The 25,317-nt window shown below is 64.9% G+C and carries 26 protein-coding genes; 19 read left to right on the forward strand and 7 right to left on the reverse strand.

The window, feature by feature from the left end:
* Positions 1–98 precede the first annotated feature (98 nt).
* A complete protein-coding gene (locus MB901379_RS10115; protein WP_158016585.1) occupies positions 99–1,196 on the reverse strand; it encodes a PE family protein in 1,098 nt (365 codons plus the stop codon).
* Positions 1,197–1,526: 330 nt separating this feature from the next.
* On the opposite strand from MB901379_RS10115, the gene MB901379_RS10120 reads away from it, so the two are divergent.
* The 6 genes from MB901379_RS10120 (at position 1,527) to MB901379_RS10145 (ending at position 7,206) form a co-directional block, all read left to right on the forward strand.
* Positions 1,527–3,500 (forward strand): heavy metal translocating P-type ATPase, encoded by a 1,974-nt coding sequence (locus MB901379_RS10120; RefSeq protein WP_158016586.1) that lies wholly within the window; start codon positions 1,527–1,529, stop codon positions 3,498–3,500.
* Positions 3,501–3,613: 113 nt separating this feature from the next.
* A complete protein-coding gene (locus tag MB901379_RS10125; protein WP_158016587.1) occupies positions 3,614–3,970 on the forward strand; it encodes a thioredoxin family protein in 357 nt (118 codons plus the stop codon).
* A gap of 74 nt (positions 3,971–4,044) precedes the next feature.
* Positions 4,045–4,374: a thioredoxin gene (trxA, locus tag MB901379_RS10130; protein WP_158016588.1), complete on the forward strand. Its 330-nt coding sequence runs from the start codon at positions 4,045–4,047 to the stop codon at positions 4,372–4,374.
* Positions 4,375–4,458: 84 nt separating this feature from the next.
* The gene (locus MB901379_RS10135; RefSeq protein WP_158016589.1) at positions 4,459–5,268 is read left to right on the forward strand and encodes an enoyl-CoA hydratase; all 810 of its coding nucleotides are present in this window, start codon (positions 4,459–4,461) and stop codon (positions 5,266–5,268) included.
* A 24-nt stretch (positions 5,269–5,292) separates the two neighbouring features.
* Entirely contained in the window at positions 5,293–6,930 is a 1,638-nt protein-coding gene (locus tag MB901379_RS10140) for an ABC-F family ATP-binding cassette domain-containing protein (protein ID WP_158016590.1), read from the forward strand.
* Positions 6,931–7,014: 84 nt separating this feature from the next.
* A complete protein-coding gene (locus MB901379_RS10145) occupies positions 7,015–7,206 on the forward strand; it encodes a helix-turn-helix domain-containing protein (protein WP_158016591.1) in 192 nt (63 codons plus the stop codon).
* Between the two features lie 64 nt (positions 7,207–7,270).
* Here MB901379_RS10145 and MB901379_RS10150 read toward each other — a convergent pair whose 3' ends face one another.
* The gene (locus MB901379_RS10150) at positions 7,271–7,834 is read right to left on the reverse strand and encodes a TetR/AcrR family transcriptional regulator (RefSeq protein ID WP_158016592.1); all 564 of its coding nucleotides are present in this window, start codon (positions 7,832–7,834) and stop codon (positions 7,271–7,273) included.
* 9 nt (positions 7,835–7,843) lie between these two features.
* Complete coding sequence (locus MB901379_RS10155; protein WP_158016593.1) at positions 7,844–10,675, reverse strand: aconitate hydratase; 2,832 nt, start codon at positions 10,673–10,675, stop codon at positions 7,844–7,846.
* Between the two features lie 236 nt (positions 10,676–10,911).
* On the opposite strand from MB901379_RS10155, the gene MB901379_RS10160 reads away from it, so the two are divergent.
* The 9 genes from MB901379_RS10160 (at position 10,912) to MB901379_RS10200 (ending at position 19,998) form a co-directional block, all read left to right on the forward strand.
* Positions 10,912–11,490: an Rv1476 family membrane protein gene (locus MB901379_RS10160; protein WP_158016594.1), complete on the forward strand. Its 579-nt coding sequence runs from the start codon at positions 10,912–10,914 to the stop codon at positions 11,488–11,490.
* A gap of 234 nt (positions 11,491–11,724) precedes the next feature.
* Positions 11,725–13,143: an NlpC/P60 family peptidoglycan endopeptidase RipA gene (ripA, locus tag MB901379_RS10165; RefSeq protein ID WP_158016595.1), complete on the forward strand. Its 1,419-nt coding sequence runs from the start codon at positions 11,725–11,727 to the stop codon at positions 13,141–13,143.
* Positions 13,144–13,168: 25 nt separating this feature from the next.
* Positions 13,169–13,888, forward strand: coding sequence for an NlpC/P60 family peptidoglycan endopeptidase RipB (ripB, locus tag MB901379_RS10170; protein WP_158016596.1), 720 nt, complete (start codon positions 13,169–13,171; stop codon positions 13,886–13,888).
* Between the two features lie 199 nt (positions 13,889–14,087).
* A complete protein-coding gene (gene moxR1, locus MB901379_RS10175) occupies positions 14,088–15,203 on the forward strand; it encodes a chaperone MoxR1 (protein ID WP_158016597.1) in 1,116 nt (371 codons plus the stop codon).
* Between the two features lie 59 nt (positions 15,204–15,262).
* On the forward strand, positions 15,263–16,174 hold the full coding sequence (locus tag MB901379_RS10180) for a DUF58 domain-containing protein (protein WP_158019071.1): 912 nt from the start codon (positions 15,263–15,265) through the stop codon (positions 16,172–16,174).
* A gap of 34 nt (positions 16,175–16,208) precedes the next feature.
* Entirely contained in the window at positions 16,209–17,216 is a 1,008-nt protein-coding gene (locus MB901379_RS10185; protein WP_158016598.1) for a VWA domain-containing protein, read from the forward strand.
* 177 nt (positions 17,217–17,393) lie between these two features.
* Entirely contained in the window at positions 17,394–18,137 is a 744-nt protein-coding gene (fabG1, locus tag MB901379_RS10190) for a 3-oxoacyl-ACP reductase FabG1 (RefSeq protein ID WP_158019072.1), read from the forward strand.
* 24 nt (positions 18,138–18,161) lie between these two features.
* Complete coding sequence (gene inhA / locus MB901379_RS10195) at positions 18,162–18,971, forward strand: NADH-dependent enoyl-ACP reductase InhA (protein ID WP_158016599.1); 810 nt, start codon at positions 18,162–18,164, stop codon at positions 18,969–18,971.
* A gap of 16 nt (positions 18,972–18,987) precedes the next feature.
* A complete protein-coding gene (locus MB901379_RS10200; protein ID WP_158016600.1) occupies positions 18,988–19,998 on the forward strand; it encodes a ferrochelatase in 1,011 nt (336 codons plus the stop codon).
* A gap of 12 nt (positions 19,999–20,010) precedes the next feature.
* Here the strand turns inward: MB901379_RS10200 and MB901379_RS10205 are convergent, their stop codons facing one another.
* A complete protein-coding gene (locus MB901379_RS10205) occupies positions 20,011–20,940 on the reverse strand; it encodes a hypothetical protein (RefSeq protein ID WP_158016601.1) in 930 nt (309 codons plus the stop codon).
* A gap of 57 nt (positions 20,941–20,997) precedes the next feature.
* Between MB901379_RS10205 and MB901379_RS10210 the strand changes: the two genes are divergently transcribed.
* The 3 genes from MB901379_RS10210 to MB901379_RS10220 are packed head-to-tail and all read left to right on the forward strand — an operon-like array spanning position 20,998 to position 22,961.
* The gene (locus MB901379_RS10210) at positions 20,998–21,432 is read left to right on the forward strand and encodes an NfeD family protein (protein WP_158016602.1); all 435 of its coding nucleotides are present in this window, start codon (positions 20,998–21,000) and stop codon (positions 21,430–21,432) included.
* A 21-nt stretch (positions 21,433–21,453) separates the two neighbouring features.
* Positions 21,454–22,608 (forward strand): SPFH domain-containing protein, encoded by a 1,155-nt coding sequence (locus MB901379_RS10215; RefSeq protein WP_158016603.1) that lies wholly within the window; start codon positions 21,454–21,456, stop codon positions 22,606–22,608.
* A complete protein-coding gene (locus MB901379_RS10220) occupies positions 22,605–22,961 on the forward strand; it encodes a DoxX family protein (RefSeq protein ID WP_158016604.1) in 357 nt (118 codons plus the stop codon). Before MB901379_RS10215 ends, MB901379_RS10220 begins: the two co-directional genes overlap by 4 nt.
* Here MB901379_RS10220 and MB901379_RS10225 read toward each other — a convergent pair.
* Positions 22,958–23,425 (reverse strand): nitroreductase family deazaflavin-dependent oxidoreductase, encoded by a 468-nt coding sequence (locus MB901379_RS10225; RefSeq protein WP_158016605.1) that lies wholly within the window; start codon positions 23,423–23,425, stop codon positions 22,958–22,960. The two genes, MB901379_RS10220 and MB901379_RS10225, sit on opposite strands and share 4 nt — an antisense overlap.
* Positions 23,426–23,454: 29 nt before the next feature.
* Positions 23,455–24,072: a TetR/AcrR family transcriptional regulator gene (locus MB901379_RS10230; RefSeq protein WP_158016606.1), complete on the reverse strand. Its 618-nt coding sequence runs from the start codon at positions 24,070–24,072 to the stop codon at positions 23,455–23,457.
* A gap of 409 nt (positions 24,073–24,481) precedes the next feature.
* Between MB901379_RS10230 and MB901379_RS10235 the strand changes: the two genes are divergently transcribed.
* Complete coding sequence (locus tag MB901379_RS10235) at positions 24,482–24,709, forward strand: hypothetical protein (protein WP_158016607.1); 228 nt, start codon at positions 24,482–24,484, stop codon at positions 24,707–24,709.
* A gap of 207 nt (positions 24,710–24,916) precedes the next feature.
* On the opposite strand, the gene MB901379_RS10240 is transcribed toward MB901379_RS10235, so the two are convergent.
* Positions 24,917–25,231 (reverse strand): hypothetical protein, encoded by a 315-nt coding sequence (locus MB901379_RS10240; RefSeq protein ID WP_158016608.1) that lies wholly within the window; start codon positions 25,229–25,231, stop codon positions 24,917–24,919.
* Positions 25,232–25,317 lie beyond the last annotated feature (86 nt).

Genomic DNA, 25,317 nt, shown 5'->3' on the forward strand with positions numbered 1-25,317 from the left:
TGGGCTGAGCGGCGCTTACCTCGGGGATCAGTCTCTCCGAGTGGGCAAAACGTACGCAACCGTAACCCGCGGCGGGGCGGACTGACCTGCCGCTACCACTAGCCGTTGGCGCCGGCCTGGCCGAACAACAGCCCGCCCGTTCCGCCGAGGCCGTCGGTGCCGGTTCCGCCGCCAGTGCCGCCGTGACCGCCATTGCCGACCAACAACGCGTTGCCGCCATTGCCCCCGTTTCCGCTCACGCCTCCGCCATCACCACCGGCCCCTCCGTTGCCGATCAGGCCGGCCTGACCGCCGATCCCGCCGTTGGCGTTCGACCCGCCGGTGCCGCCGGTGCCGCCGTTGCCGATGAAGAACCCGGCGTTACCGCCATTGCCAGAGTTCCCCATGGAGCTCGCGCCCCCTCCGGCGCCACCGTTGCCAAATAGCCACGCCCGGCCGCCGCTGCCACCGCCAAAGACACCGCTGCCGCCATCACCGGCATTGCCCAGCAGCAGCCCGCCATTGCCGCCGGGGCCACCGATCCCAGCCAGACCGCTGGTGCCGCCGGCGCCACCCATGCCGATCAGTAGGGCAGAGCCGCCGGCGCCGGCGGTACTGCCGGTGCCGCCCATACCGCCGGCGCCGCCGTTGCCGAGCAGCAGCCCGCCCGTGCCGCCGTTGCCGCCGAGCGCACCCCCTCCGCCCGTCCCACCGGCGCCGCCGTTGCCGAATAGCCCCGCGGCTCCACCGGCGCCGCCGGCGACCCCGGCGGTGGAGGACGAGAAGCCCTTGCCCCCATTGCCGAACAGCAGCCCGCCGCCCCCGCCGTTGGGGTTGGCCGCCGTACCGTCGGTACCGTTGCCGATCAGCGGACGGTTGAACAGCACCTGAGTGGGTGTGTTGATCAAGTCGAGCACCGCCTGCAAGGGGTTGGCGCTGGCGGCCTCGGCGCTGGCATACGCGGCCGCACCGCCGAACAGTCTTTGTACGAACTGGTCGTGGAAGGCCGCGGCCTGCACGGACAGTGCCTGGTAACCCAAGCCGTGTGCGTCGAAGAACGCCGCTACGGCGGCCGATACCTCGTCGGCCCCGGCGGCCACCACGGCGGTTGTTTCCGCTGCCGCCGCGGAGTTCGCCTCGCTGATCACCGAACCGATGCGGGCCAGATTCCCGGCCGCTTGGGACACAAACTGCGGATCTGCAATAACGAAAGACATCGCGCACCTCCAGTGTGACGCGTCAGCGGCCGATGAATTTTATCGCAAATTCCGCAGTTCTGGTTGCCCAATTTTCCCAGGTCCTCGGGTGAATTTATCTGCACACGTGCAGAATTCGATGCCCCCCGGACGGAGCAACCCAGGCTGCCCTAAGAACCGGCAGAGGTCGGGACCGCCGCCACACGAGCGTTGCTGAGGTGCTCCGGCTTGCCTTGTGCCAGTGACCAATTCAATCGCATACCGCAACGCAATCGAGATTTTAGGCGATCCCTGCGTCCCTAAACTCGGTTCAGCCCAACCAACGCCCACTAGCCCCTGGGAGGCCGCCGAATGACCCTGACCACGTTCGAAGTAAGTGCGTCCGAGACTTCTTGTGACCGTGCTTCGAGCCCTATCGCGCGACCGCTGAGTTGGCGTGCCGCGCTGTGGTCGGTGATGTCCGTGCGTTGGGCAGCAGTCGCGCTGGCGTTGTTCCTGGCCGGACTGGTCACTCAGCTCAATGCCGCCCCGCAGGTCGTGTGGTGGTCGCTGTATCTGGCCTGCTACCTCGCCGGTGGCTGGGGTTCGGCGTGGGCAGGCGCACAAGCCTTGCGGAACAAGGCACTTGACGTCGATCTGTTGATGATCGTGGCAGCGATCGGCGCAGTGGCCATCGGGCAGATCTTCGATGGTGCGCTGTTGATCGTGATCTTTGCGACATCGGGTGCGCTCGATGACGTCGCCACCAAACACACCGAGGACTCGGTCAAGGGCCTGCTGGACCTCGCGCCGGATCGGGCCGTGGTGCTCGACGGTGATGGCACCGAGCGGGTGGTGGCCGCCGGCGAGCTGGTGGTAGGTGACCGGGTGGTGGTCCGGCCGGGGGAGCGGATACCCGCCGACGGTGCCGTGCTCTCCGGATTTTCTGAGGTCGACCAATGCTCTATCACCGGTGAGTCCATGCCGGCGGCCAAGAGCCGCGGCGACGAGGTGTTTGCCGGCACCGTGAACGGGTCAGGCGTCCTGCAGGTACTGGTCACCCGCGACCCGTCCCAGACCGTGGTTGCTCGAATCGTTGAACTGGTGGCCGAAGCTTCGGCTACCAAGGCCAAGACTCAATTATTTATCGAAAAGATTGAGCAGCGTTACTCCATTACCGTGGTGGCAGCCACCCTTGCGCTGGTCGCCATTCCGCTGATGTTGGGTGCCCCGTTGCAGCCAGTCTTGTTGCGCGCCATGACGTTTATGATCGTGGCGTCCCCGTGTGCGGTCGTGCTGGCCACCATGCCGCCGTTGCTGTCGGCGATCGCCAACGCCGGCCGGCACGGAGTCTTGGTCAAATCCGCTGTCGTCGTTGAACACCTCGCCGCCACCAGCGTCGTCGCGCTGGACAAGACCGGCACCTTGACCTGTGGCGTACCACAATTGACCATGGTCGAGCCGCTCAGACCCGAAGCGGTCGGGGTCCGCAAACTGCTTCAATTGGCGGCTGCTGCAGAACAATCCAGCGAACACCCGCTTGGACGAGCCATCGTCGAAGAAGTCCGTAGGCGCGGCATCGTCATCCCGGTCGCCGACGATTTCCGGGCACTGCCCGGCCGCGGGGTTCGGGCCATCGTGGGGCGAGACTTTGTCGAGGTGTGCAGCCCGCACAGTTATCGGGGTGCACCCCTGTCCGAACTTGAACCGATCCTGGCGGCGGGGGCCACGGCCGCCGTGGTCATGCTGAACGGCGTTGCCGTCGGAGTGCTTGGACTCACCGATCAGGTGCGGGTTGATGCCGCGGAATCCGTGGCGTCGTTGGCCACGCTGACAGTCGCACCGCCACTGTTGCTCACCGGCGACAACCAATGCGCGGCCGGGCGGGTGGCCCAGCACGCCGGGATTACCGATGTGCGTGCCGCATTGCTCCCCGAGCAAAAGGTGCAGGCGGTTCGCGCACTGCAGGAAAGCGGCCACCGAGTGCTCGTGGTCGGAGACGGCGTCAACGACGCCCCGGCCATGGCGGCAGCCCGCACGTCGATCGCGATGGGCGCCGGTGCCGACCTGACGTTGCAGACCGCCGACGGCGTCACGGTACGCGACGAACTGCATTCGATTCCGACGATCATCGGGCTGGCTCGGCAGGCTCGGCGCGTGGTGACCGCCAACCTGATCATCGCGGGCACTTTCATCACCGTCTTGGTGTTGTGGGATCTGTTCGGGACGTTGCCACTACCGCTGGGCGTGGCCGGTCACGAAGGGTCTACGGTGCTCGTCGCCCTCAACGGTATGCGGCTGCTGACCAACCGGTCCTGGCGTACCGCCGCGTCCGGTGTGCGTTGAGGCCTTAGAAATCGCCGGCGATTCTGCGGCATGCGACGTACGCTCGACTTCGCCGGGTCGACGACGAGCGTAGGTGCCAGGCAGGGCACGCGGCGAGGACGTAAAGAGGACAGGTGGCTACCCAAGATCTCACCCTCGCGAATTTCCGGCAGACTGTGTACGGCAACGACAACGTGCTGGTGTACGTATGGGCGCCGTTGTGCGCCCCGTGCGACGTGTTCACGCCGACCTACGAAGAGTCGTCGGACAAATATCCCGACATCGTGTATGGCAAAGTCAACTACGAAACCGAGCAAGAGCTGGTTTCGATGGCTCAGGTCAAGCACTTGCCAACATTGATGGCGTTCAAAAAGGGTAAGCTGGTGTTCAAACAGGCCGGCATCGCCAATCCCAACGTTATGGACGACTTGGTGGGACACCTCCGGGTGTGGAACGTGCCATCACCGGCGAGCCGGCGGGGTCTGCTCTAGACGGCTTGACCGCGCAGAAATCGGCACAGAAATCGGGCGGAACAAAGACACCGGTGTGTGTCGTTATGGCAAACATGGCAACCCAAGACTTGACCGCTGACCAGTTCAACGAGACCGTGACCGGTAACGACATGGTGCTGATCGACTTCTGGGCCTCCTGGTGCGGCCCGTGTCGTTCGTTTGCGCCGACATTTCAGGCGTCGTCGGAGAAACACCCCGACATCGTCTATGCCAAAGTCGATACCGAGGCCGAACAAGAATTGGCCGCGGCCGCCCAGATCCAGTCCATCCCCACGCTGATGGCTTTCAAGAAGGGCCAGCTGCTGTTCAATCAGCCCGGCGCCTTGCCGCCGGCGGCCCTAGAGGACCTGGTGCAACAGCTCAAATCCTTCGAAGTCGCGTAGGTGTTCCTAGGCATTCACTATGCCTAGTGTTGCGATCGCGGCGCTGCAACGCGGTATCGGAACCGTCCGCGATACCGTGCACAAGTGACTTTGGTCCTGCTCGAACACCCGCGCCCGGAAATTGCGCTCATCACCCTGAATCGGCCAGAGCGGATGAACTCCATGGCGTTCGACGTCATGGTGCCGCTCAAAGAGGCCCTTGCGGAGGTAACCCACGACAACTCCGTGCGGGTGCTGGTGCTGACCGGGGCGGGTCGGGGTTTTTCCTCCGGGGCGGATCACAAGTCCGCCGGAGTCGTACCGCACGTTGAGGGTTTGACTCGGCCCACGTATGCGCTGCGTTCGATGGAACTGCTCGACGACATCATTTTGATGCTGCGGCGGTTGCACCAGCCGGTGATCGCCGCAGTCAACGGGCCGGCGATCGGCGGAGGGCTGTGTCTGGCGCTGGCCGCAGACATCCGGGTGGCATCGACTAGCGCCTACTTCCGAGCCGCCGGTATTAACAACGGGCTGACCGCGAGCGAATTGGGGTTGAGCTACCTGTTGCCCCGGGCCATCGGATCCTCGCGCGCGTTCGAGATCATGCTGACCGGACGTGACGTCAGCGCGGATGAAGCCGAGCGCATCGGATTGGTGTCCTGCCGGGTGCCTGATGGCCAGCTGCTGGATACCTGTTATGCCATCGCCGCGCGCATGGCGGCGTTCTCGCGCCCGGGAATAGAGTTGACCAAACGCACACTATGGAGTGGACTAGACGCCGCTAGCCTGGAAGGGCACATGCAGGCCGAGGGTCTGGGACAACTTTTTGTGCGCCTGCTGACCCAAAACTTCGAAGAAGCAGTTGCCGCGCGCGCCGAGAAGCGGCCGCCGGTGTTCACCGACGATAAGTAGCATCCGCAACACAGGAGAGAGATTGTGATCACGGCCACGGACCTCGAAGTCCGCGCTGGCGCGCGCATCTTGCTCTCACCTGACGGCCCCGATTTGCGGGTGCAGCCCGGCGATCGCATCGGCCTGGTCGGTCGCAATGGCGCGGGCAAGACCACAACCTTGCGCATCCTGGCCGGTGAAAGCGAACCCTATTCCGGCTCGGTCACCAGATCCGGTGAAATTGGCTACCTGCCACAAGATCCCAAAGAGGGTGATTTGGATGTGCTGGCCCGCGACCGAGTGCTGTCGGCTCGTGGACTGGACGTCTTGCTCACCGATCTGGAAAAGCAGCAGGCACTCATGGCCGAGGTTGCTGACGACGATGCCCGCGACCGGGCCATCCGCCGCTACGGCCAACTGGAGGAGCGGTTTGTTGCCCTGGGTGGCTATGGCGCCGAAAGCGAAGCCAGCCGGATCTGTGCCAGCCTCGGTTTGCCCGAGCGGGTGCTGACACAGCAGTTACATACCCTCTCCGGTGGCCAGCGCCGCCGTGTCGAGTTGGCGCGTATTCTGTTCGCCGCGTCCGAGGGAGGCGCTGGTGCCTCAGGTTCCGGGGCGGTCTTGTTGCTCGACGAGCCGACCAACCACCTTGATGCGGATTCGGTTGGCTGGCTGCGAGATTTCCTCCGTTCGCACACCGGGGGCTTGATCATCATCAGTCACAACGTGGAGCTGCTCGCCGATGTCGTCAATCGGGTGTGGTTCCTGGACGCAGTGCGCGGCGAGGTCGACGTCTACAACATGGGCTGGCACAAGTACCTCGACGCCCGGGCCACCGACGAGCAGCGCCGTCGCCGGGAACGTGCCAACGCCGAACGCAAGGCCGCCGCCCTGCGCACCCAGGCCGCCAAATTGGGCGCCAAGGCCACAAAGGCCGTTGCCGCCCAAAACATGTTGCGTCGTGCCGATCGGATGATGGCCGCCCTCGACGAAGACCGGGTGGCCGACAAAGTGGCCCGGATCAAATTCCCTACTCCGGCTGCCTGCGGTCGCGTACCGCTGGTGGTTAAGGGGCTGAGCAAGACGTATGGGTCACTCGAGGTGTTCACCGGAGTGGATCTGGCGATCGATCGGGGCTCGCGCGTGGTGGTGCTCGGCCTCAATGGCGCGGGCAAGACCACACTGCTGCGGCTGTTGGCGGGCGTCGAGCAACCTGATACCGGAGCGTTGGAACCCGGACACGGCTTGCGGATCGGCTATTTCGCGCAGGAGCATGACACGCTCGATAACGACGCGACCGTCTGGGAGAACATCCGCCACGCTGCACCCGAATCCGGAGAGCAAGATCTGCGGGGTCTATTGGGCGCGTTCATGTTCAGCGGCGCGCAGCTCGACCAAACGGCGGGCACATTGTCCGGCGGGGAGAAGACCCGGCTGGCATTGGCCGGCTTGGTGGCCTCCACGGCAAACGTCTTGCTGCTCGACGAGCCGACCAACAATCTCGACCCCGCCTCGCGTGAACAGGTCCTCGACGCGCTGCGCAGCTATCAGGGCGCAGTGGTGTTGGTGACACACGATCCCGGTGCGGCCGAGGCGCTCGATCCGCAACGCGTCGTGCTGCTACCCGACGCCACCGAGGACTATTGGTCGCAGGAGTACCGGGACCTCATCGAGCTGGCCTGAATAACCGCAGGCGATTTCGCCCAAAGCAGCCCCTTGGTGGCAGTGGGTTCTTACGCTAGGTGCCTGGGGTCGATGGAGGTACCGATGCGAAAGTCAAAGAAGACACGCGACCAGCTGTTGGATGAGCTGCGCAACGCCTATGAGGCCGGGGCCAGCATTCGCAATTTGGCGGCCACCACCGGCCGAAGCTACGGATCCGTCCATAGCATGCTGCGTGAATCAGGTACCGCGATGCGCAGCCGCGGCGGACCCAATCACCGGTCCCGGCTGCGCTGAGCGCTCCCAGCGCCACCGCCCAGACCTCGTCGGTCTTGCTATCGCGGTCTGCTCGCGCGCCAAATCAGCTGCGGCGCACCGAGTTCTCCACCAGGTCGAGTACCGCGGTAAGCCGTTGCGGGTCTTCGCCGGAGGCCAGCCGGGCCACCAGGCCGTCGAGCACGAGGTCCAGGTAGCACTGCAGCACCTCACTGGGAACGTCGTCACGCACCCGGTTTGCCTGCTTCTGCCGACGTAGCCGATCGGTGGTTGCCGCGGCCAGTTCCGCGGAGCGCTCCGCCCAGCCCCGGCTGAATTCCGGGTCGTTGCGCAGCTTGCGGGCGATCTCCAGCCGGGTGGCCAGCCAGTCGAACTGGTCTGGCGCGGCAAGCATGTCGCGCATCACCTGGATGAGGCCTTCACGGGCCGCGACATCGGCCATCCGCTCGGCATCCTCGTGGGCCAGCGCGAAGAACAGCGCGTCCTTGTCCCGGAAGTGGTGGAAGATCGCGCCGCGCGACATACCGATCGCCTTTTCCAGACGCCGGACCGTGGCCTTGTCGTAGCCGAACTCGGCAAAGCAGCGGCGAGCGCCGTCGAGGATCTGGCGGCGGCGGGCCGCCAGATGGTCCTCGCTGACCTTGGGCACGGTTCGGGGCTAGCCCGACTTCAGCATGTTGCGCAGCACATACTGCAGGATGCCGCCGTTGCGGTAGTAGTCCGCCTCACCGGGGGTGTCGATACGCACGACCGCGTCGAACTCGATGGGCCCGCCCGAGTCCTTGGTGGCTTTGACATGCACCGTCTTGGGCGTCTTGCCACTGTTGAGTGCGTCGATGCCGGTGATGGCGAACGTTTCGGTGCCGTCCAGCCCCAGCGACGACGCCGACTCGCCCTCGGGGAACTGCAGCGGGATGACGCCCATGCCGATCAAGTTGGAGCGGTGAATGCGTTCGAACGACTCGGCGATGACCGCTCGCACCCCCAACAGCAGAGTCCCCTTTGCGGCCCAGTCCCGCGACGAACCCGACCCGTATTCTTTGCCACCCAGGACCACCAGCGGAATATTTTGTGCCGCATAGTTTTGCGCAGCGTCGTAGATGAACGCCTGTGGGCCGCCGTCTTGGGTGAAGTCGCGGGTGTAGCCGCCGGAAACGTCGTCCAACAATTGGTTGCGCAGCCGAATATTGGCGAACGTACCGCGAATCATCACTTCGTGGTTGCCCCGCCGCGAACCGAAGGAGTTGTAGTCCTTGCGGTCCACCCCGTGCGCATCCAGGTATTGGGCGGCCGGGGTGCCCGGCTTGATGGCGCCGGCAGGGGAGATGTGGTCGGTGGTCACCGAATCGCCGAGCAGGGCCAGCACTCGGGCGCCGGTGATGTCGGTGACCGGCTCGGGTTCGGCCGTCATGCCCTCGAAGTAGGGCGGTTTGCGCACGTACGTCGAATCCTGGTCCCACTCAAAGGTGTTGCCGCTGGGCGTCGGGAGGTTGCGCCAGCGCTCGTCGCCCTTGAACACATCGGCGTAGTTCTTGGTAAACATCTCCTGATTGATCGCCGAGGCAATGGTGTCGGAGACATCCTTTTGCGATGGCCAGATGTCACGCAGGAAGACGTCGTTGCCGTCTTTGTCCCGGCCAAGCGGCTGAGTATCGAAGTCGAAGTCCATGGTGCCGGCCAACGCGTAGGCGACCACCAGCGGCGGCGACGCCAGGTAGTTCATTTTCACGTCGGGGTTGATCCGGCCCTCGAAGTTGCGGTTACCCGACAACACCGCGGTCACCGACAGATCGTTGTCGTTGATAGCCTTCGAAATCTCCTCGGGTAGCGGGCCGGAGTTGCCGATGCAGGTGGTGCAGCCATAGCCGACCAGATAGAAGCCGAGCTTCTCGAGGTACGGCCACAGTCCGGCCTTGTCGTAGTAGTCGTTGACCACCTGCGAGCCCGGAGCCATGGTGGTCTTGACCCACGGCTTGGAGGTCAAGCCTTTGTCGACAGCGTTGCGGGCCAGCAGGGCGGCGCCCAACATCACCTCGGGGTTGGAGGTGTTGGTGCACGAGGTCACCGCCGCGATCACGACAGCGCCGTGGTCGAGCACGAATTCCCCGAGTTCGTCGGACTTCACCGTGACGGGTTTGCTCACCCGGCCATCGGCGTGCGCGGCGGCCGAGTGCGTGACCGCGACGTCGTCGTCGGCGAAGGTCAGTTGGCCGGGGTCGCTGGCAGGGAAGGTTTCTTCCACCACTTCGTCGAGCTTGGAGTGCGCGTCGTGCGACGGGGAGCTGTCGCCGACGTAGTGGGTAATCTGTTCGCGGAACGTGGCTTTGGCCTCCGACAACATGATTCGATCCTGCGGACGCTTGGGCCCGGCGATGGACGGCACCACGTCGGACAGATCCAGCTCGAGATATTCGGAGAACACCGGCTCGTGCTCCGGGTCGTGCCACATGCCCTGCTCTTTGGCGTAGGCCTCGACCAGCGCCACCTGCTCGGCCGAGCGGCCGGTGAACCGCAGATAGTTGATTGTCTCTTCGTCGACCGGAAAAATTGCTGCGGTAGAACCGAATTCAGGGCTCATGTTGCCCAGGGTGGCGCGGTTGGCCAATGGCACCTGAGCGACGCCTTCCCCGTAGAACTCGACAAACTTGCCGACAACGCCGTGCTTGCGCAGCATTTCGGTGACGGTCAGCACGACGTCGGTGGCTGTCACGCCTGGCTGAATCTCTCCGGTCAGCTTGAAGCCAACCACCCGCGGGATCAGCATGGAAACCGGCTGACCGAGCATGGCGGCTTCGGCTTCGATGCCACCCACGCCCCAGCCGAGAACGCCGAGGCCGTTGACCATCGTGGTGTGGGAGTCGGTGCCCACACAGGTGTCGGGATAGGCGGTCGCCGTTCCGGCATCATCACGCACCATCACCACGCTGGCCAGGTATTCGATGTTGACCTGGTGCACGATTCCGGTGCCGGGCGGCACCACCTTGAAGTCATTGAAAGCGCCCTGGCCCCAGCGCAAGAACTGGTAGCGCTCGCCATTGCGTTGGTATTCGATCTCGACGTTGCGCTCGAAGGCGTCGGCCCGGCCGAACAAGTCGGCGATCACCGAGTGGTCGATCACCAGGTCGGCCGGCGCTAACGGGTTGACCTTGTCCGGCTTGCCGCCGAGATCGCCGATCGCCTCACGCATGGTGGCCAGGTCGACGATGCAGGGCACGCCGGTGAAATCTTGCATGATGACCCGCGCCGGGGTGTATTGGATCTCGATGCTGGGCTCGGCCTGTGGATCCCAGTTAGCGATGGCCTCAATGTGAGCCTTGGTGATGTTGCTGCCGTCCTCGTTGCGCAGCAGATTCTCGGCGAGGACCTTGAGGCTGTAGGGAAGTCTCTTCGTGTTGGGGACGGCGTCGAGACGATAGATCTGGTAACTCTTGTCGCCGACTTGTAGCGTGTCGCGGGCTCCGAATGAGTTCACCGAATCTTTGTTTGTCACATCAACTCCCGAGGATTAAGTTCTTCCGCCGACGGGCCGTGTCGACGGTGCGTGAAACGACCTTCTACAACTGCAGCCACTTTAACAGTACGCTTGTCCTGCATTGTGACGGCACCCGTATGGGTCAGTCTTGTCGTGCCCGGCGCGTGGGGGAACCCCTTGCCGGCGGGTGGTGCACAGGAGTGCTTGCCCTCGCGTACGGTGCCTGTAGCACCGAGGTGTGAGAGGAGGACGCCATGACCGGGCACGACGCCGCAAGCCAGCTGCCGTTACCCCAGACGATCCCGTTCCTGCCGGCCTACATTCCGCAAGACGTCGATATGACGGCAGTGAAAGCTGAGGTGGCCGCCATCGGGGTCAGCGCGCCGGAGCCAGCCCTGCCGGGACTCGTCGAAGTGGTCAGTCACGCTCATCACGAGGGCATCAACCTCAAGATTGTGCTGCTCGACCACAATCCTCCCAACGACACTCCCTTGCGGGACATTGCGACCGTCGTCGGCGCCGACTACCCGGACGCAACGGTGTTGGCGCTCAGCCCGAACTTTGTCGGCAGCTACAGCGCACAGTTCCCGCGTGTCACGCTCGAGGCGGGCGAAGATCATTCCAAGACCGGTAACCCGGTGCAGTCGGCGCAGAACTTTTTACACGAGCTCAATACCCCCGAGTTTCCCTGGACTGGGTTGACCATTTTCCTGCTGATTGGTGTGCTCGCCGCCGCCGTCGGCACCCGGTTCATGCAGCTCCGCGCCCGGCAATCAGCAACATCTGCCGGCGACGCCGAAGTGCCGCCAGAACGGCCTGATCGGTCAGTCTGACCAGGTAGAGGCACCCGGACGGTGTTGGCGCACCGGCCGGGGTGTGCACGGTTGGCAAACGCGTCAGGTAACCGTTCGGTCACATTCATTGCACGTACCGGGTGCACTTTGTGACATACGTTTCTTTAGCGTCGAGTGTGACGTACGGTGCAAATGATGCTTCTGATGCCATTGGCGCTTTCGGTAAAAACGGGCGCCGTCCGTCCGGTTTAAGCCCTAGGAGACCTGAGTCGAATGAGACGGACCCGCCGTGGCTCTGCTTCACGATCGGCCGCGAGGTTGGTGCGGCCGGCCATTCCGTCGGTCTTGAGTGTGGCGATGTTGGTTTCGACCCCCGGACTGGGCACCGCGGACCCGGGTACCGACACCATCGCGTCCCTGATCGCGGAGGTCGCGAGGGCCAATCAACGGTTAGAGGATCTGAGCGCCACCGTCGAGATGGAGCAAGAGAGCGTCAACAAGGCGATGGTCGAAGTCGAGACCGCCCGGGAGCAGGCCGTTGCCGCCGGACACCAGCTAGAGGTCAGCGAGCAGGCGGTCCAGGATGCCAACGCTGCCATTGGCGCGGCGCAACATCGGTTCGATACGTTCGCGGCGGCCACCTATATGAATGGCCCCTCCGACAGCTACCTGACCGCCACCAGCCCGGACGAGATCATCGCCGCGGCAACTGCCGCCAAGACTTTGGCCGCTAGCGCCCAGGCCGTGATGACCAACCTGGCGCGGGCCCGTACCGAACAAGTGAACAAGGAGTCGGCGGCGCGGCTAGCCAAGCAGAATGCCGACCGGGCCGCCGCCGACGCCCAGGCCAGCCAGGATGCGGCGGTGGCGGCGCTCACCGACACCCAACGGAAGTTCGACGAACAGCGTGAGGAGGTCAATCGCCTGGCCGCCGAGCGCGACGAGGCGCAAGCAAAGCTCCAGGCGGCCAGGCTGGTCGCCTGGACGTCGGCCGGTGGGCAAGGTGCGCCGCCATCGGACGGCATGTGGGACCCCGCATCGGGGCCGGGAGGCGGGCGCCGCTGGGATGGCTGGGACCCCACGCTGCCGATGATTCCCAGCGCCAACATCCCGGGCGACCCGATTGCGGTGGTGAACCAGGTGTTGGGGATCTCGGCTACTTCGGCGCAGGTCACCGCGAACATGGGGCGCAAGTTTCTGGAGCAGCTGGGCATCCTGCAGCCCACCGACACCGGTATCACCAACGCTGCGGCAGGTTCGGCTTCGGGACGGATTCCCCGGGTCTATGGGCGGCAAGCCTCCGAATATGTGATCCGTCGCGGCATGTCGCAGATCGGAGTGCCCTACTCGTGGGGTGGCGGCAACGCCGCCGGCCCCAGTAAAGGAATCGATTCCGGCGCCAGTATCACCGGCTTCGACTGTTCCGGGCTGGTTCTGTATTCGTTCGCCGGGGTAGGCATCAAGTTGCCGCACTACTCCGGCTCGCAATACAACCTGGGCCGCAAGATCCCGACCGCACAGATGCGCCGCGGCGACGTCATCTTCTACGGCCCGGGCGGCAGCCAGCACGTGACCATCTACCTCGGCGACGGCCAGATGCTCGAGGCTCCCGACATCGGTTTGAAGGTCCGCGTTGCGCCGGTGCGGACCAGCGGCATGACGCCCTTCGTGGTCCGTTACATCGAGTACTAAGAAGATGAGTAGTTATCGAGGTACCATGCGTCACAAACGATTTCGCCTGATCAACCTCGCCTGGATCATCGCGATCGCCACCGGGCTGCTGTTGGCGGTAGCGGCGCCGGCCGATGCCGACCCCGGACCGTGGGATCCGACCTTGCCGGCAACCGCCAGTGCGGGTGCCCCTGGCGATGCGCTGGCCATGGCCAACGCGTCGTTACAGGCCACCGCCCAGGCCACCCAGACCACGCTGGACCTGGGCCGGCAATTTCTGGGCGGGCTAGGGATCAACCTGGGGGGCAACCCCGCCCCCAGCGCCGCCAACACCGGCGCAAGCCGGATCCCGCGGGTCTACGGCCGCCAGGCGATCGAGTATGTAATCCGCCGGGGTGGTTCGCAGATGGGGGTTCCGTACTCCTGGGGTGGCGGCAGCCTGCAGGGTCCCAGCAAGGGCGTCGACTCCGGGGCCAATACCGTCGGCTTCGACTGCTCGGGTCTGATGCGATACGCCTTTGCCGGGGTGGGAGTGCTGATCCCGCGCTACTCCGGTGACCAGTACAACGCGGGCCAGCATATTCCACCCGACCAGGCCAAGCGTGGCGACCTGATCTTCTACGGGCCGAACGGCAGTCAACACGTCACCATGTACCTGGGCAATGGGCAGATGCTCGAGGCAAGCAGCCTCGCCGGCAAAGTCACGGTCAGTCCGGTGCGCAAGGCGGGAATGACGCCGTTCGTGACTAGGATCATCGAGTACTAAAGCCAGGTGTGTCGGCTCGGGCAACGGGCCGGACGCTTGGGACGTAGCGAGGTGTGGTCGTCCGGCCAGGTGAGCCGGGCGGGAACCGCGGCGTCGACGGAATCCAGGACGCCTGGAATAGTTGAACGCGGGCACGTCGTCGCTACCGCGATTTTGTCGTGTCAGCAGTCGTGTCTGATCGAGCGGTGGAGGGTTGTTGATGACATCAGCAGGTGGCGGTTACTCGGGTCCGGGTGGGCAGTCAAGTCCCCCGGCCCATGAGGCGCCTTCAGGTGGCCCGGACGGGCTGGCTGCCGAGGTACACACCCTCGAGCGGGCGATCTTCGAGGTCAAGCGCATCATCGTCGGCCAGGACCAGCTGGTGGAGCGGATGCTGGTGGGCCTGCTGGCCAAAGGGCATGTGCTGCTCGAGGGTGTTCCCGGGGTCGCCAAAACGTTGGCGGTGGAAACCTTCGCCCGGGTGGTCGGCGGGTCATTCGCACGCATTCAGTTCACGCCCGACCTGGTACCCACCGATATCGTCGGTACCCGCATTTACCGGCAGGGCAAAGAGGAATTCGACACCGAGCTCGGCCCGGTGGTGGTCAACTTCCTGCTCGCAGACGAGATCAACCGTGCGCCGGCAAAGGTGCAGTCGGCGCTGCTCGAGGTGATGGCCGAACGCCACGTGTCCATCGGCGGCAAGACCTTCCCGATGCCCAACCCGTTCCTGGTGATGGCGACCCAGAACCCGATCGAACAGGAAGGCGTGTACCCACTGCCCGAGGCGCAGCGAGACCGCTTCCTGTTCAAGATCAACGTCGGCTATCCGTCACCCGAAGAGGAGCGGGAGATCATCTACCGGATGGGGGTCACCCCACCTCAGCCCAAACAGATCCTGAACCCGGGTGACCTACTGCGGCTGCAGGGCATCGCGGCCAACAACTTCGTGCACCATGCGCTGGTCGACTACGTGGTTCGGGTGGTGATGGCGACCCGCCAGCCCGAGCAACTCGGCATGAACGACGTCAAGACCTGGATCGCGTTCGGCGCTTCCCCGCGCGCGTCGCTGGGCATCATCGCCGCCTCCCGGGCATTGGCCCTGGTCCGCGGTCGCGACTATGTAATCCCACAGGACATCATCGAGGTGGTGCCGGACGTGCTGCGGCATCGCCTGGTACTCACCTACGACGCGTTGGCCGACGAGATCTCACCGGAGATTGTCATCAACCGGGTCCTGCAGACGGTTGCCCTGCCGCAGGTGAATGCCGTACCCCAGCAAGGTCATTCGGTGCCCCCGGTGATGCAGGCCGCCGCCGCGGCTGGCGGTCGGTGAGCGATTCGGGCCCGGTGGCCCAGGAGGCGGTGGGGCCAGCTGCCGTTCATCCGCCGTCGATGCAGCGCGGAGACATCAACGATCCCAAGCTGGCGGCGGCGCTGAAGACGCTTGAGCTAACTGTGCGTCACAAGCTGGACGGTGTGCTACACGGCGACCATTTGGGCCTGCTGCCAGGTCCGGGCACCGAGCCCGGGGAGTCCCGCATTTACCAGCCCGGCGATGACGTGCGCCGGATGGACTGGTCGGTCACCGCTCGCACCACCACGCCGCACGTCCGCCAGATGATCGCGGACCGGGAACTGGAAACCTGGCTGGTGGTCGACATGTCGGCCAGCCTGGACTTCGGCACCGCGGTGTGCGAGAAGCGGGACCTCGCGGTGGCGGCGGCCGCGGCAATTTCCTATCTCAACAGCGGTGGTGGCAACCGCCTTGGGGCGTTGGTCTCCAACGGCGCAAATCTGACCCGGGTGCCGGCGCGGTCCGGTCGCCAGCATCTGCACACGATGCTGCGCACCATCGCGACCACACCCAAGGCGCCGGTCGGGGTGCGGGGTGACCTGGCGGTTGCCATCGATGCACTGCGCCGGCCGGAGCGCCGTCGCGGAATGGCCGTGATCATCAGCGACTTTCTGGGACCGATCAATTGGATGCGTCCACTGCGGGCAATCTCGGCCCGCCACGAAGTGCTGGCCATTGAGGTGCTCGATCCCCGCGATGTCGAACTGCCCGATATCGGCGACGTGATCCTGCAGGATGCCGAATCCGGCGTGACCCGCGAGTTCACCATCGATGCGCAGCTGCAGAGCGACTTTGCTCGGGCCGCCGCGGTCCACCGCGCCGAGGTTGCCCGCACGATCCGCGGTTGCGGGGCACCGGTGATGTCGCTTCGCACCGACCGGGATTGGATCGCCGACATCGTGCGTTTCGTCGCCTCCCGTCGGCGTGGGGCAATGGCGGGTCGCCGGTGACACAAACGCTCATACACATTGAGACGGGTTTGTTATGACTTTGCCGCTGCTTGGACCGATGACGCTGTCCGGCTTCGCCCATTCCTGGTTCTTTCTGTTCCTCCTTATCGTTGTCGGGTTGGTCGCGCTCTACGTGGTGCTCCAGCTGGCTCGCCAGAAGCGAATGCTGCGGTTCGCCAACATGGAATTGCTGGAGAGCGTGGCCCCGCTGCGGCCATCGCGCTTTCGGCATATTCCGGCCATCCTGCTGGCGTTGTCGCTGGTGCTGTTCACCGTCGCGATGGCCGGGCCGACGCACGACGTCCGGATTCCACGCAACCGCGCCGTGGTCATGTTGGTGATCGACGTGTCGCAATCGATGCGCGCCACCGACGTCGAACCCAACCGGATGGTCGCCGCGCAGGAGGCTGCCAAGCAGTTCGCCGACGAATTGACCCCCGGAATCAACCTTGGACTGATCGCCTATGCGGGCACGGCGACGGTCCTGGTCTCGCCGACGACAAACCGGGAGGCGACCAAGGCGGCGCTGGACAAGCTACAGTTCGCCGACCGCACGGCCACCGGGGAGGCCATCTTCACCGCCTTGCAGGCCATCGCCACCGTGGGCGCGGTGATCGGTGGCGGCGATACGCCGCCGCCGGCGCGCATCGTGTTGTTCTCCGACGGCAAGGAGACGATGCCCACCAACCCGGACAACCCCAAGGGAGCCTTTACCGCCGCCCGTACCGCCAAGGACCAAGGCGTGCCGATCTCGACGATCTCGTTCGGCACCCCCTATGGCTTCGTCGAGATCAACGACCAGCGCCAGCCCGTCCCCGTCGACGACGAGACGCTCAAGAAGGTCGCCCAACTCTCCGGTGGAAATGCTTATAACGCGGCGACGCTGGCGGAGCTGAAGGCCGTGTACGCATCGCTGCAGCAGCAGATCGGCTACGAGACCATCAGGGGCGACGCCAGCATGGGTTGGTTGCGGCTCGGTGCGCTGGTCCTGGTGCTGGCTGCGTTGGCCGCGCTGTTGATCAACCGGCGGCTGCCCACCTGACTTTGCGGGAGCGTGACGACATGGCGAAACCCGGCTCTTGAAGTCCAGATGTTGCAACGACAACGTGACTTCACGGGGCACAAGATTGTCGTGGTGTCACGTTGGCGACGAGCCGGTTACAGTCCTGCTCACATGAGGCGCTAGGTTGGCGGGGTGACTGACACGGCCACCGAGCAAATTACCGAAAGTGCCGCCGAGGGCGGAAAACCCGCATTCGTATCCCGCTCTGTCCTGGTGACGGGCGGAAACCGGGGGATCGGTTTGGCGATCGCGCAGCGACTTCTCGCCGATGGCCACAAGGTGGCCGTCACGCACCGTGGATCCGGGGCGCCGGAGGGAATGTTCGGCGTCGAATGTGATGTCACCGACAACGAGGCCGTCGATCGGGCGTTCAAAGCGGTCGAAGAACACCAGGGCCCGGTCGAGGTGCTGGTTTCCAACGCCGGTATGGCCGCCGACGCGTTCCTGATGCGGATGACCGAGGAGAAGTTTGAGAAGGTCATCGACGCCAACCTGACCGGGGCGTTCCGGGTGGCCCAGCGGGCATCACGCAGCATGCAGCGAAAGCGGTTCGGCCGAATGATCTTCATCGGATCCGTCTCCGGCAGCTGGGGCATCGGCAACCAGGCCAATTACGCAGCCTCCAAGGCAGGTGTGATCGGCATGGCCCGGTCAATCGCCCGGGAGCTGTCGAAGGTCAACGTAACCGCAAATGTGGTGGCCCCGGGCTACATCGACACCGACATGACGCGCGCGCTGGATGAGCGGATTCAACAGGGGGCGCTGGAGTTCATCCCGGCGAAGCGGGTCGGCACCGCCGCCGAGGTCGCCGGGGTGGTCAGTTTCCTGGCGTCGGAGGACGCGAGTTACATCTCCGGTGCGGTTATCCCGGTCGATGGCGGCATGGGCATGGGCCACTGATTCCAACAACACCTAAGGACGGACATGGCAGGACTGCTGGACGGCAAACGGATCCTGGTCAGCGGGATCATCACCGACTCATCGATCGCGTTTCACATCGCCCGGGTAGCCCAAGAGCAGGGCGCCCAGTTGGTGTTGACCGGCTTTGATCGGCTGCGGCTGATCCAGCGCATCGTCGATCGGTTGCCGGAGAAAGCCCCGCTACTAGAACTCGACGTGCAAAACGAAGAGCACCTGGCCACGCTTGCCGACCGGGTGACCGAGGTGATCGGCAAGGACAACAAGCTCGACGGGGTGGTGCACTCCATCGGCTTCATGCCACAGAGCGGTATGGGCATCAATCCGTTCTTCGACGCCCCCTACGAGGACGTCGCCAAAGGCATTCATATCTCCGCGTACTCCTATGCCTCGCTGGCCAAGGCGTTGTTGCCCATCATGAATCCCGGTGGCGGCATCGTCGGTATGGACTTCGACCCAACCCGGGCAATGCCGGCCTACAACTGGATGACGGTTGCCAAGAGTGCACTGGAGTCGGTGAACCGGTTTGTCGCGCGTGAAGCAGGCAAATTCGGTGTCCGTTCGAATCTTGTTGCTGCCGGGCCGATCCGGACGCTGGCCATGAGCGCTATCGTCGGTGGCGCGCTTGGCGACGAGGCCGGTGCCCAGATCCAGCTGCTCGAGGAAGGCTGGGACCAGCGAGCCCCGATCGGCTGGAATATGAAGGATCCGACGCCGGTCGCCAAGACGGTCTGCGCGCTGCTTTCTGAATGGCTGCCCGCGACAACGGGTGACATCATTTTCGCGGACGGCGGCGCACACACCCAGTTGCTGTAGTAGGCAACAGAATACCGTGGAATTTGATGCCGTCCTACTGCTGTCCTTCGGCGGGCCGGAGGGGCCTGAACAGGTGCGGCCCTTCCTGGAGAACGTCACCAGGGGTCGCGGTGTGCCGGCCGAACGGCTCGATGCGGTGGCCGAGCACTATTATCATTTCGGGGGCGTATCGCCGATCAACGGCATCAACCGTGCGTTAATCGCAGAGCTGCAAGCCGAACAGGATCTGCCGGTGTACTTCGGCAACCGAAATTGGGAACCCTATGTCGAAGACGCGGTTACGGCGATGCGGGCCAAGGGTATTCGTCGTGCAGCGGTATTCACCACCTCGGCATGGAGTGGATACTCCGGCTGCACACAGTACGTCGAGGACATAGCCAGGGCACGGCTGGCGGCCGGACCAGATGCACCCGAATTGGTGAAGCTAAGGCCCTATTTCGACCATCCGATGTTCGTCGAGATGTTCGTGGACGCGATCGCCGCGGCGGCCGAAGGCATGCCCGATGACGCGCGCCTGGTATTCACCGCTCATTCGATTCCGGTGGCTGCGGATCGGCGCTGCGGTCCGCAGCTCTACAGCCGCCAAGTCATTTATGCCGCAAAGCTGGTCGCGGCTGCTGCCGGATACGCCGACTATGACGTGGCCTGGCAGTCCCGGTCGGGCCCGCCCCGGGTTCCCTGGCTAGAGCCCGATATTGCCGACCACCTCGAAACATTGGCTGCCGCCGGCACCAACGCCGTGATCGTTTGTCCCGTCGGATTTGTCGCCGATCACATCGAGGTGGTGTGGGATCTTGATCATGAGTTGCGATCCCAGGCCGAGGCGGCGGGCATGGCATTTTCCCGTGTCCGCACGCCCAACGCCGATCGGCGATTCGCACGTCTGGCCGCGGGTTTGATCGACGAAGTCCGCCATGGCCGGGCGCCCGTCCGGGTCGGCGGCACCGATCCGGTGCCCGGCTGTCTGGCCAGTGTCGATGGGGAGCCCTGCCGTCCACCGCACTGCGTAGCACAGGCAAGCGACTAGGCGGCCACGTGGTCAGTCCGACCAGGCGGAGTGCAGGATCGCGCTAACCGCGGCCATCCGAGCCGAACGCACCACGGCGGTCAGCGGCCGCAGCGCCGCGGTGGCGACCTGGGCGTCCGATGACGATTGGGTGCCGATCCTGGCGACGATGCGGTCGGTGGTGGCGTCGGGTAGCCGGCTGAGCCCCACGCCCACCGCGATGATCGCGTCGACGTGCGCGGCGTTCTCCAATACCCGCAGGGCGCGGGTCGGCGCGTGGTCGGGAATCCGGTGTTGACGCGCGGATTCCAGCAACTGCTCGACCAGGCCGCGCGGATTGGCGACGTCGCTAGCACCCAGTCCCAGGCCCATGGTGCTTAGTGCGTCGGCGGCCGAGCGCACCGCAGAGCGCAGTGCGTATTCGGCATCACCCAGCTCGTGGTGCTCGAATACCGGCGTACCGGGCAAGGAGTACACCGTCCAGGCCAGGGCGCACAATTCGGGTGTGGCCGCGTCGTCATCGAGTGTCTCTTCGATTTCGCCGTAGGAGAATTCCGGTACCAACCCGATCGAGGTGCCGGGATCGTTCGGGTTGGTGACGATCACCGCCTCACCCGCGGCCAACGCATCGCGCTCGAACTGTGTTCCGGCCGCCAATCCACGCACATCGCCTGGCACCGGCAATACCACATTGATCGTTCCGCGCAATCGATCCGCGCTACCGGGCTCGGCGATGGTCGACCGGCCCACTGCGGCTCGCAGCGTCTGCAGCAGTGACACCGTACCCGCATTGTGCACATCGGGCCATGGCAGACCCGTGTGGCCAGCCGCCACGGCATCATAGGCGGTGACCGATTGCGTTGGCGCCCATAGTGATAATGCGTCCAAGAAGTCGTCGGGCGCTGCCTTACCCGCGAGCCAGGCATTGGCCCACATGGACAGCGAAACACTGGGACACCACATGGTCTCGCAGTGTAGTTGCTCGCCGCGGTTGAGGCGGATCACGCGTATCCTGTGGCCATGCCCGTCGCGCTGATCTGGCTGATCGCAGCGTTGGTACTCGCCGGCGCGGAGGCATTGACCGGCGACATGTTCTTGCTGATGCTCGGTGGCGGCGCGCTTGCGGCCGCGGCGAGCAGCTGGCTTGCGGACTGGCCGGTATGGGCGGACGGAATCGTGTTTCTGATCGTCTCGGTGCTGCTGCTGTCGCTGGTTCGACCCACGTTGCGCCGGCGGCTGGCACCGGGCAAAGGCCTGCGGATGGGCATCAAGGCGCTGGAGGGCAAGAATGCGCTGGTGCTCGATCGGGTCGCTCATGATGCGGGCCAGGTGAAAATTGACGGCGAAGTGTGGACGGCACGCCCGCTAAACGAGGGGGACGTGTTCGAACCGGGTGATTCGGTGACGGTGGTGCACATCGAAGGCGCCACCGCGGTGGTGTTCAGGGACGTATAGCAACTCGAGAGAGGTATGCCGGTGGAAGATGCGGTGGTTGGTCTGGTGTTTCTGGCTGTCCTGGTGATATTTGCCATCATCGTGGTTGCCAAATCAATCGCGCTGATACCGCAGGCGGAGGCCGCGGTGATCGAACGGTTGGGTCGGTACAGCCGCACGGTCAGCGGGCAACTGACGCTGCTGGTGCCGTTTATCGACCGCGTGCGCGCCCGCGTCGATCTGCGCGAGCGAGTGGTGTCCTTCCCGCCGCAGCCCGTCATTACCGAGGACAATCTGACCCTCAACATCGACACTGTGGTGTACTTCCAGGTCACGGTCCCGCAGGCGGCGGTATACGAAATCAGCAATTACATCGTCGGCGTCGAGCAGCTGGCCACGACCACGCTGCGCAACGTCGTCGGTGGGATGACGTTGGAGCAGACGCTGACTTCCCGAGACCAGATCAACGCCCAGCTGCGCGGCGTGCTCGACGAAGCGACGGGCCGCTGGGGCCTGCGAGTAGCGCGGGTGGAGCTGCGCAGCATCGACCCACCGCCGTCGATTCAGGCGTCGATGGAAAAGCAGATGAAGGCCGACCGGGAGAAGCGGGCGATGATCCTGACCGCCGAAGGCACACGAGAGGCGGCGATCAAACAAGCAGAGGGCCAGAAGCAGTCGCAGATCTTGGCCGCCGAGGGCGCCAAGCAAGCCGCCATCCTGGCCGCCGAGGCTGACCGGCAGTCCCGGATGTTGCGCGCCCAAGGTGAACGTGCCGCTGCCTACCTACGGGCGCAGGGTGAGGCCAAAGCGATCGAGAAGACGTTCGCCGCGATCAAGGCCGGCCGACCGACTCCGGAGATGCTGGCCTATCAGTACCTGCAGACCCTGCCGGAGATGGCGCGCGGTGATGCCAACAAAGTATGGGTCGTGCCGAGCGACTTCAATGCCGCGTTGCAAGGCTTTACCCGGATGTTGGGCAAGCCCGGGGAGGATGGCGTGTTCCGGTTCGAGCCTTCGCCAGCCGACGACGCGCCCAAGCACGTTGCCCAAGGTGAAGACGACGAGGTCGCCGATTGGTTTTCCACCGAGACCGACCCGACGATCGCCCAGGCGGTTGCCAAGGCCGAGGCGATAGCCCGTAAGCCGGTCGAGGGCCCGCTGGGCCAGCCACCACAACTCGGGCAGTACAACCGGTGACCGCCCTGACGTCACCGAAAACCTATGTGGCGCTGGGCGCGTTTCAGGCCGGCGATGCGGTGGCTTGCGCGATTCCGTTGCCTGCGATTGCCAAGATCCTGGACGATTTGGGTGTCCCGGACACCGTTCGCCCGGTTTTTCCGGTGGTCAAGGCCGCCGCTGCGGTCGGTTTGCTGTCGGTGACCCGATTCCCCGCCCTGGCAAGGCTGACGACGGCCATGCTGACGTTCTATTTCGTGCTGGCGGTGGGTGCGCATGTCCGTGCGCGGGATCGGCTGGTCAACATGATTCCGGCGGCGTCATTTCTGACGCTATACGCGCTGATGACGGTGAAAGGGCCGGAGCGCAGCTAGGCGAGTTGTAGCTCGACCATCGATAGCGCCGTATTGGCTTCGGTGATTTCGGTGCCGAGGGTTTCCTCGAGTATTGGTTTGAACTGCTCCCAGGCGCGGGTGTGCCGGCTGCGGTAGACGCCCAGTGTGCGGTCGGCTTCGTCCTGGTCGAGGATGCGTGCCATGGCCGGGGCGGGCGCGCGGCTGCCGGCGTAGACGCGTACCCGCGGGTTGGCCTCGATGTTGCGGAACCATTGGGCCTTGCGGCCGAAGCCGGAGGCGATGACGTAGCTGTCGGGGGTGGGGTGATCGATGACTTCCAACACCGCGTATCGGCGCGCGCCGGATTTGCGGCCGACGTGTTCGAGCATCAGGATCCGCGACCCGAACACCGCGCCGGCCCTGGCCTTGTAGATCCAGATTGGCGCGCGCATGAGAAAGCGCGAGCGCAGTATCCGGGCGCCGGTCTTGGCGAAGAGTGACATGGCTACCTCCATTTCTGTTTTCTGCTGGGTCAGGTGCCGATAAGACCGTCGCGATAGATCGTGAACACTTCGCCCGCCCAGCGGCGCATGCCCGCGCCCGATAGGGGGTCGACGCCGAGCACTTCGGTCAGCCGGGGCCGCAGGGTCAGCACGGCCAGATCGTTGACGAGCAGGAAGGCCGCTCGCACCGCTGAATCCTCGCCGGGACTGGCGATTCCGGCCGACACCATCTGGTCCAAAGCGTTTTGGCTGAGTCGGAACAGGCGCTCGAACAAATCCGCCCCGGCGCGACCGCCGGTGATCAGCAGCCGGCCCAGGTACGCGGGGATAGCCGATGCTGGCGGCAGGTGGGTTGCCAGGCCATCGAGCAGGCTAGGTACGGCTGCCACATCGAGTCCGCCCGTCCCGGTCTGCTGGGTCATCTGGACCAGAAGTAGCTCGAAGGTCGTGACCACGTGCTGGTCGACGGCCTCGATCAGCCCGTCCTTGGAGCCGTAGTGCCGAATGAGCAGGGCTGGGGAGACTCCGGCTGCGGTTGCGATGTCGCGCATGGTGACCGCGTCGGGACCGCGGCGGGCGAACAGTTGCAGCGCTTCGTCACGGATCCGTGCCCGCGCTGTGCGATCGTCCGGCTGGGGTGAATACATGTTTACAATACTAAACAACCGTTTAGTTCAATGCCATTTGGAATCCGTGGTAGCCCGCCTGGATGCGGGTCGTTGGGGTTGCCGAGTGGTTGGTGTTCGGGACCGGAAACGCGATGACGACGGCGTCCCGGGGGCGGCCGTCGGGCCGAGGACCGGGACCCGGTAGCGACCGACCGCGCGGGGCGGCTCCGGCGCCCACCCGCGCGGTCGGTTCGCCCAACCGAGGTTTTCTGCCTCACCTCAGCGTCCCTGCGGGCCTCAGGTGTGCGGCCCCGGGGTGCTGGGTGCAGGCGATGCCGGGCCCCCGGGCGCGGGTGCCGGTGCTTGCACTCCCGGTATTTGGCCAGGCGCAGGGGCACCGGGCGGAGGGCCGGAGCGGAATCCGGGTCCACCTGGCGGTGGCGGCAGCATGGGTGGTCCACCTGGCATCGGTCCCCGCTGCAATCCCGCACCAGGATGGGGCGCCGGTGGCAAGCCCATGGGCGCCATTTGCGATGCGATTGGACCTCGCGGCATGGGCGGCGGCGGGGGAGACCCGAAAGCGAAGGCCCAGAGGAAGAGCGATGCACCGGCGCTGGCCACCGCACCGGTGACCAAGCCGATCAACCCGGCGCCGACCACCACCCCGGTGGAGTAGCGACGACGCGGCCGATCTGGCTGGGCGGTGGGTGCGGGCGGGGGGACGGCGCCCGGGTGCCCGGTATGGGCGCCGATATTCGGATTTGTGTCACCGTCTTCGGTAGTCATGCTGACCTCCACTTCATGGGTTGTTGGCGATCTCGTTGGTTGGCAATCGAGACCGTAATGACCGAACTTGAAGTGGATCTGAAGAATTTCGACGCGTTTAGGGGCCCGGGGGCGGGGGCGGCGCGGGTAAGCCGCTGGGCGTCGATTGCGGCGGCGGCGTCGAGGTCGCCGTTCCTGGAGGCAGCGGCGGGTAGCTTACCGTCGGTGTCGACGACGGATACAGCGGCGGGGGTAGCTCGACTCGTACGGTCCAGACCAGGCCGGTTATCGCGAAAGCTGCCATTGCGCCGAGCACCATGCCCGCCATTGTGGCGCCGATCACCACGGCCGTGGAATGGCGCCGGGTGCGGCTGTCGATCGCGGTTGCACGGGTGCCCGATTTGATGTCTGGGTTGGCGTCGCCAGCGTTCATGTCGCTTCCCATCTCGTTGTGGTGGGCTGAGCGAGATCGATGAGACCGAAAGCAACTCGCAAACGACTCTAGAAACATGGCGTGCT

This window comes from Mycobacterium basiliense, from assembly GCF_900292015.1.
In the GTDB taxonomy this organism is placed as follows: domain Bacteria; phylum Actinomycetota; class Actinomycetes; order Mycobacteriales; family Mycobacteriaceae; genus Mycobacterium; species Mycobacterium basiliense.